Genomic DNA, 7633 nt, shown 5'->3' on the forward strand with positions numbered 1-7633 from the left:
TGTTTTAAGACACAATCGATGCGACGCTAAGCATAGATCTGTTGCACAATACGCCCCGAACCGTTTTCCTCAGGATGTTCAATGTTTAAATCATTTCCCATGCGTGTTGCCGGGCTGGCGCTGGTGCTGGCCGTCGCGGCCGGGTGCTCGTCGAAGAAAGCCGCCATCTACGAGCATGAGAACTTCGACGACTCCGGTACCTTTTCCCGCAACTACCCCGTGACTGATTCGCAAAGCTGCGAAGCCGCCCGTCGTGCCTTGCTGAGCCAGGGCTACATCATTACCAGCAGCGATCCGAAACTGGTCAGCGGGCACAAGAGTTTCCAGCAGACCGGCGAGAACCACATGGAAATCAGTTTCAGCGTGGTCTGCGCCGACGGTGGCAATGCCGGGCATCACGCCACGGTGTTCGCCAACGCCCTGCAGGACAAGTACGCACTGAAGAAGACCAACAATTCGGCAAGCCTCGGGGTAGGCGTGCTGGGTTCGGTGTCGATGCCGATCGGCTCGTCAGACGACTCGATGGTCAAGGTCGCCAGTGAAACCGTGACCTCCGCCAAGTTCTACGATCGGTTCTTCGCACTGGTCGAGCAGTTCCTGCCCAAGGAGGTCAAGGAAGCCGAGCATATCCCCGAGAAGCCGAAGGCAGATCTGGGCATGCCTGAGCCCAAGGCCGCGCCGGCTCCTGCTGCATTGGCCCCTGCGACCGCCACAGAGCCTGCTCCGGCTGCGCAGGAAACGGCACCAGCCGAAGCCGCGCCAACAGCGTCCGAGCCGGTAGCGCCGCCGCCAGAGGCCGCACCGATCAGTGCGGCCCCGAGCGCAGAGCCCGCTCCGGCCGCAGAAACGATCACACCACCGGCCAATCCGACTGACATTCCGCCACCGTCCGAGCCGATCAAGGCCATGCCGGTCTCTGGCCAATAAAATCCCCTGTAGGAGCGAGCTCGCTCGCGATGAACGCAAGATCACTGCGTTCATCCGGTGAGCCCGCGTCATCGTCAACGAACATCGCGAGCATGCTCGCTCATCCAGACACCCCCCGTAAGTCGTAAAAAATCCTTCGATAAATGCCCGACCGCCTGCTACGTTTTATTCAGAGGCGACGAACTGTCGTGCCCGCGTCATTTTTCCTTCACGCGGGCACTTTAGGCTCAAGGCGCTGGTCATTTATTCAGATGTTTATCAATGGGCCGTGGGGGATTGGAAAATGGACGATTATCAAGAAGAGTTGCTCGAGTATCAGGCGTTCGAACTGGACCCGCTGGAGCCCGCTGAAGACGCTACCGAGCTGTAAGCGTCAGGCGGATTGACGATGGCTGCGGCGAAACTCGCCCGGTGTCTGCTCGGTCCAGCGTTTGAAGGCACGTTGAAACGCTTCGGCTGAGGCAAACCCCAGCAGGTAGGCGATTTCACCGAACGCCAGTTCCGTATCACGTATGTAGGTCATGGCCAGGTCGCGGCGGGTGTCGTTGAGAATCGCGCGATATTGCGTGCCCTCTTCGGCCAGTCGGCGGCGAAGGGTCCAGACGGGCAGCTTGAGGCGTGCCGCCACTTCTTCCAGGTCGGGTTCCCGGCCACCATTGAGCAACGGCCCCAGTAACTGAGTGATGCGTTCACGCAGGCTACGGGTGCGTGTCAGTTGTTCAAGTTCCCGTTCACACAGTTGCAGCAGATGTCGCCAGGTACTCGGGCAGTGCTGGGCGTTGCGCTGGGCCAGGCTGGCCAGACTCAGGCGCAATTGATTGTGTTCGGCGCCAAACTGAATCGGGCTGTCGCCCAACTGGTCGTAAGCGGCGCAGTAGTCAGGTACTTCGAACTCGATGTCGATGCGTTCGGCGCGCAGCGGGGCAGGGCTGATGCTGGACAGTTGCTGCAACCAGCCGGCGATGATCGAGTCCACCACGAAGCGGTTATAGCTGTTATAGGGGCTGATGGAATAAAAGCGCAGCCAGGCACCTTCGGCATCTTCGTGAAAGCTCGATTGCCCGCGGTAGTTGGAGCCATATAACGATTCGAAGCGGATCAGGCAGCGCGCCGCCTCGCGCACCGTTGGCGCCTGGGACGCGGTCACGCCCGCCAGGCCGGCCTGGCTCAGGCGACTGAGTTGTCCCATGCGCAAGCCAAGCGCCGGGTCGTCGGTCAACTGGATCGCACTGTGGCCCAGACGCATGTAGCGCGGAATCGACAGCCGCGCCCCGGCTTCGCTCAGGCGAGCCGCATCCAGGCCAAATTGTTCAAGTAGCGCTTGAGGGTCGACACCGTGGCTGCGCACGGCATCGGCCAGGCTGTGCACGAAGCCCACCGACAGATCGCCCAGTCGCATTGGCAACGGTTTCATGACTTACAACCAGAGGTTCAACAGGCGCGCGCCGCGGGCGTTGCCGTCGGCGAAGTGCTGGCCATTGCTGCTCAGAAAACTCTGGCCTGCGCCGGCCTGATCCCAGAATTGCCCACGCAGGAATACGCTCATGCCGGCGATCGCCTGGCTGGAGGGCGGTTGCGCCGTCAAGGTCAATCGATGCCAGGCCTGGCCCTCGCTGAGCTCACCGGCCTTGAGGCTGATAGAACTCGGTGTCGACGAGCCCTTGTAGCCGCGCCAGGGTTGATCCCAGGTGCCACGGCCCGCGACAAAGGCCGGAACCGCGACGATCCGAGCCTGCTGATCGTCGAGTTTGCGGTAGTTGTCCGGGTACCAGCTGTCGCTGCCGATCAGCACCCCCAGGCGCCCGGCCGGCGTATCGACGACGTTGAGCGTGTGTTCGCCATTGGCCCGGATCACATCCTGCTGTTCGAACACCGGATGCATCTGGCGCTGGGGCTGGCCGATCGGCACGCCGTTGCTGCCGAACACAACGCTGCTGTTGAACAGCGCGCCGCGTCCGATCTTCAGGGTGCCATCGATGATGCTGGGCTCGGGCAACACGATGGAGCCCGCCACCAGCGTCACGTGGAATTCCCTGGCCAGGCCGCCGAACAATGCCTGATAGTCCTTGGCCATGGCTTTGGCCTTCATCCGCAGGTGCGCATCGTCCAGCCGGCTGCCGCCCTGGGCGCTCATCAGCGCACGAACGAACTTCAACGGATTGCTCGCCGCCAGCCAGTTCATGGCCTCCTTGAAGGTGGTGGCCTGATAGAGCTCGTCTTTCTCGCCGCTGACCATCAGCCAGGTGCCGACATGTTCAGGCAGCACGACGATGGTCTTGTCGTTCAGCAGTCCTTCTTCCTGGGCTTTCTGCAGGTAGGCCGCCAGCTTGCGGTGCAGGCGTTCGGGACTTTGATAGTCAGTGGGGAACAGCTCGGGCTGGATGCCCAGCAGGTTGCCACGGTCGGCGGGGGTGCCCTGGTCGATCGCCAGGTCAATGCGCAGGTCGGACAGGTAATGCCCCACCGGGCGGTCCGCGGCCCACATCGCGTAGGTCGTCAGGGCGGCGATCAATGCCATGGACAGTGTCAGGTACAGAAGTTTACGCATGGGGGGACAGTCAACGGCCGTGTTCAGGGTTCGCTGCCTAGGGTATGACCCATGCCGCCGCTTGCCAAGGGTTACTGCTCATTTGGATCAATAGGTTGTCAGTTTCAGTCATTGAGCGTCCTTTACAGTGTCCATAGTCTGTAACACATGACTGAGGGGCGACGCAGAGCGTCCCCATTTTCCGTGATCGCCTGTGGAGCTACCGATGACCGCCGCCCATTACCCGAACCTGCTGGCCCCGCTGGACCTGGGGTTTACCACGCTGCGCAACCGCACCCTGATGGGTTCGATGCACACCGGCCTTGAAGAAAAGCCCGGTGGTTTCGAGCGCATGGCGGCGTATTTCGCCGAGCGGGCCCGGGGTGGCGTCGGCCTGATGGTTACCGGCGGTATCGGCCCGAACGACGAGGGTGGCGTGTATTCCGGTGCCGCCAAGCTGACGACTGAAGAAGAAGCGCTGAAACATCAGATCGTGACCCGTGCGGTGCACGAGGCGGGCGGCAAGATCTGCATGCAGATTCTCCACGCCGGGCGTTATGCCTACAGCCCGAAACAGGTTGCTCCCAGCGCCATCCAGGCACCGATCAACCCGTTCAAGCCAAAGGAGCTGGACGAGGAAGGCATCGAGAAACAGATCCGTGATTTCGTCACCTGCTCGACCCTGGCCCAGCAGGCCGAGTACGACGGCGTGGAAATCATGGGCTCGGAAGGTTATTTCATTAACCAGTTCCTCGCCGCCCACACCAACCACCGCACCGACCGCTGGGGCGGCAGCTACGAAAACCGTATGCGCCTGCCGGTGGAAATCGTCCGCCGTGTGCGCGAAGCGGTGGGCCCGAACTTCATCATCATTTTCCGCCTGTCGATGCTCGACCTGGTGGAAGGCGGCAGCACCTGGGACGAAATCGTGCTGTTGGCCAAAGCCATCGAAAAGGCCGGCGCGACCATCATCAACACCGGTATCGGCTGGCACGAAGCGCGGATCCCGACCATCGCCACCAAAGTGCCCCGTGCGGCGTTCAGCAAGGTCACGGCCAAGCTGCGCGGCGAGGTGAGCATTCCGCTGATCACCACCAACCGCATCAACACCCCGGAAGTGGCCGAGCAGATCCTCGCCGAGGGCGATGCCGACATGGTCTCGATGGCGCGGCCGTTCCTCGCCGACCCGGACTTCGTCAACAAGGCCGCTGAAGGCCGCGCCGATGAGATCAACACCTGCATCGGTTGCAACCAGGCGTGCCTGGACCACACCTTCAGCGGCAAGCTGACCAGTTGCCTGGTCAACCCTCGTGCGTGCCACGAAACCGAGCTCAACTATGTGCCGACGCGGCAGATCAAGAAAATCGCCGTGGTCGGTGCCGGCCCTGCCGGTCTGTCCGCCGCCACCGTCGCCGCCGAGCGGGGTCATCAGGTGACGCTGTTCGATTCGGCCAGCGAAATCGGCGGCCAGTTCAACGTCGCCAAGCGCGTGCCGGGCAAGGAAGAGTTCTATGAAACCCTGCGTTACTTCGGCCGCAAGTTGCAGACCACCCACGTCGAGGTGTGCCTGAACACCCGCGTGGATGTGGCGAAACTGGTCGAGGGCGGGTTCGACGAGATCATCCTGGCCACCGGTATCGCACCGCGCTTGCCAGCGATTGCGGGTATTGAGAACGCCAAGGTGCTGAGCTACCTGGATGTGCTGCTCGAGCGCAAGCCGGTGGGCAAGCGTGTGGCGGTGATCGGCGCTGGCGGTATCGGGTTTGACGTCTCGGAGTTCCTGGTTCACCAGGGCCAGGCCACCAGCCTGAACCGTGACGAGTTCTGGAAGGAGTGGGGGATCGATACCCACCTTGAAGCCCGCGGCGGTGTCGCCGGAATCAAGGCGGCGCCCCATGCACCGGCCCGGGAAGTGTTCCTGTTGCAACGCAAGAAAACCAAGGTCGGCGACGGCCTGGGCAAGACCACCGGCTGGATCCACCGCACCGGTCTGAAGAACAAGCAGGTGCAGATGCTCAACAGCGTCGAGTACCTGAAGATCGATGACCAGGGCCTGCACATCCGCATCGGCGAAAGCGGCGAACCGCACGTGCTGCCAGTGGACAACATCGTGATCTGCGCCGGCCAGGACCCGCTGCGCGAGTTGCAGGAAGGGCTGCTGGCGGCGGGGCAGAACGTGCACCTGATCGGCGGCGCGGATGTTGCGGCGGAGCTGGATGCCAAGCGGGCGATCAACCAAGGTTCGCGGTTGGCAGCGCAGTTGTAATCCGCAGGCCAAATATGCCAATGGCCATCGCGGGCAAGCCCGCTCCCACAGATCACTGTAGGAGCGGGCTTGCCCGCGATGGCATCCTCAAGGCTGCTAAAATGCGGGCTCTTTCACCCTGAGCCGGCATCCATGCTTCTCCCTCCCAGTGACTGGCTACCCTCGGCCCCCCTCGAACACCTGAACCTCGACTGGCTGACAATGGCCGGCATCGACGTCGCGATGTTGCGCCTGGACCTCATCGACCCTCTGATCAGCGGCAACAAATGGTTCAAGCTGATCGACCATTTCAAGGCTGCCGACCTTATTCACGCCAGGGGCATCATCAGCCTGGGCGGTGCGCACTCCAATCACCTGCATGCGTTGGCCGCCGCCGGCAAGCGGTTTGGCTTTCGCACCGTGGGCCTGCTGCGCGGGCACCCTCAGGAAACGCCGACGGTGCGGGACTTGCAGGCGTTCGGCATGCAGTTGCACTGGCTCGGTTATGGCGGCTATCGGGCACGGCATGAGCCGGGGTTCTGGGCGCCGTGGCAGGCGCAATATCCCGACCTCTACCCGGTGGCGGAAGGTGGCGGCGGTTTGCCGGGCGCCAGGGGCTGCATGCAGCTGAAGGCGATGGTCGGGGCGTCATTGGCGCGAGTGGGCTGGAGCGACTACGACGGCTGGTGGCTGGCCTGCGGCACCGGCACCACCCTGGCCGGCCTGGTGCTGGCCGAAGCGGGGGCGCATCCGGTCTACGGAGCGTTGGCGGTGCCTGAAGATCATGGTGTGGCGCAGCAGGTGGGCCGGATCGTGGAAGAGGCGGGCGCGAACACTGTGGTCTACGAGCTGCTCGATGCCAGCCGAGGGGGCTTTGCCAGGGTCGACCCGCTGCTGCTCGAGTTCATCGAACAGACTGAACAGGCGAGCGGCGTTCCCCTTGAACCGCTGTACACCGGCAAAGCCCTGCTGGCGCTCAAGCAGCATGTGCAAGCGGGAACATTTGCCCGAGGCACGCGGCTGATCTTCGTCCATACGGGCGGTTTGCAAGGACGGCGAGGCTTCAATCCGCCAACCTGAAGTCACCCTCAAAACCATTGTGGGAGCGGGCTTGCTCGCGAAGAGGCCGTGTCAGTCACCGATGAAGTGACTGATAAAGCGCTTTCGCGAGCAAGCCCGCTCCCACATTGGGTTTTGTGTGGGGGTCAGGTATTGCGACTGACGCGCTTGGGCGTCATCCGCAACAAGGTGTTATCCCCCACCACATAGTGGTGGTACAGCGCTGCCACGGCGTGCAGGCCGATCAACCAGTAACCGAGGGTGCCACCGAGCACATGCCAGTGATGCAGGCGTGTGGCCAACGGTTTGTTTTCGGCGATCGGCATCGGCAGGTCGATGCCGTAGAACATCACCTGGTTGCCCTGGGCACTCGTAATCAGCCAGCCCAGTATCGGCATGGCGATCATGAAAATGTACAGGGCCCAGTGCATCAGGCGGGCAAGCACGGTTTGCCAGTGCGGCGAGGCGGGGAAAATTTGCGGGGCCTTGCCCAGGCTGCGGGCGAACAATCTGAGCCAGACCAGTACGAACACCGTCAGGCCGAACATGAAATGCGCTTCGCGAATCAGGGTTCTGCCGCCACTGCCTTTGGGAAAGATGCCGCGAAATTCAATACAGGCGTAGACCACCACCAGCAGGACCAGCATCAACCAGTGCAGCGCGATCGATACGGTGCTGTAGCGCGAATCGGAGTTTTTCCACGGCATCTCGCTTTTCCTCACAGGTCGGGCCAAGCCACCGTTCTTGGGCGACGGTGTGCTTTAACTGTAATCCTGTTTCAGCGGGTTTGCCTGAGGCTATTTGCGGTAAAGCGCTGTTTGTCCTTGTGGGGGCGGGCTTGCTCGCGAAAGCGGTGTGTCAGCCGACGGATGTAT

6 protein-coding genes are annotated in these 7633 nt (G+C 62.3%); 3 read left to right on the forward strand and 3 right to left on the reverse strand.

The window, feature by feature from the left end; translation table 11 throughout:
* Positions 1-81: 81 nt before the first annotated feature.
* On the forward strand, positions 82-927 hold the full coding sequence (locus tag B0W55_RS20780; protein ID WP_077047791.1) for a DUF2242 domain-containing protein: 846 nt from the start codon (positions 82-84) through the stop codon (positions 925-927).
* Positions 928-1300: 373 nt separating this feature from the next.
* Here B0W55_RS20780 and B0W55_RS20785 read toward each other — a convergent pair whose 3' ends face one another.
* Both B0W55_RS20785 and B0W55_RS20790 read right to left on the reverse strand, forming a co-directional pair.
* Positions 1301-2341, reverse strand: a complete 1041-nt coding sequence (locus B0W55_RS20785; RefSeq protein WP_077047792.1) for an AraC family transcriptional regulator — start codon at positions 2339-2341, stop codon at positions 1301-1303.
* 3 nt (positions 2342-2344) lie between these two features.
* Positions 2345-3475 carry a carbon-nitrogen hydrolase family protein gene (locus B0W55_RS20790; protein ID WP_077047793.1) on the reverse strand — a complete coding sequence of 377 codons (1131 nt, stop codon included), beginning with the start codon at positions 3473-3475 and terminating at the stop codon, positions 2345-2347.
* 205 nt (positions 3476-3680) lie between these two features.
* Here B0W55_RS20790 and B0W55_RS20795 point away from each other — a divergent pair, with 205 nt between their 5' ends.
* Both B0W55_RS20795 and B0W55_RS20800 read left to right on the forward strand, forming a co-directional pair.
* Positions 3681-5720 (forward strand): NADPH-dependent 2,4-dienoyl-CoA reductase, encoded by a 2040-nt coding sequence (locus tag B0W55_RS20795; protein ID WP_077047794.1) that lies wholly within the window; start codon positions 3681-3683, stop codon positions 5718-5720.
* A 132-nt stretch (positions 5721-5852) separates the two neighbouring features.
* The gene (locus B0W55_RS20800) at positions 5853-6779 is read left to right on the forward strand and encodes a 1-aminocyclopropane-1-carboxylate deaminase/D-cysteine desulfhydrase (protein ID WP_077047795.1); all 927 of its coding nucleotides are present in this window, start codon (positions 5853-5855) and stop codon (positions 6777-6779) included.
* Positions 6780-6904: 125 nt separating this feature from the next.
* On the opposite strand, the gene B0W55_RS20805 is transcribed toward B0W55_RS20800, so the two are convergent.
* Complete coding sequence (locus tag B0W55_RS20805; protein ID WP_077047796.1) at positions 6905-7465, reverse strand: cytochrome b; 561 nt, start codon at positions 7463-7465, stop codon at positions 6905-6907.
* Positions 7466-7633: the final 168 nt, after the last annotated feature.

Source organism: Pseudomonas sp. KK4 (genome assembly GCF_001984065.1).
In the GTDB taxonomy this organism is placed as follows: domain Bacteria; phylum Pseudomonadota; class Gammaproteobacteria; order Pseudomonadales; family Pseudomonadaceae; genus Aquipseudomonas.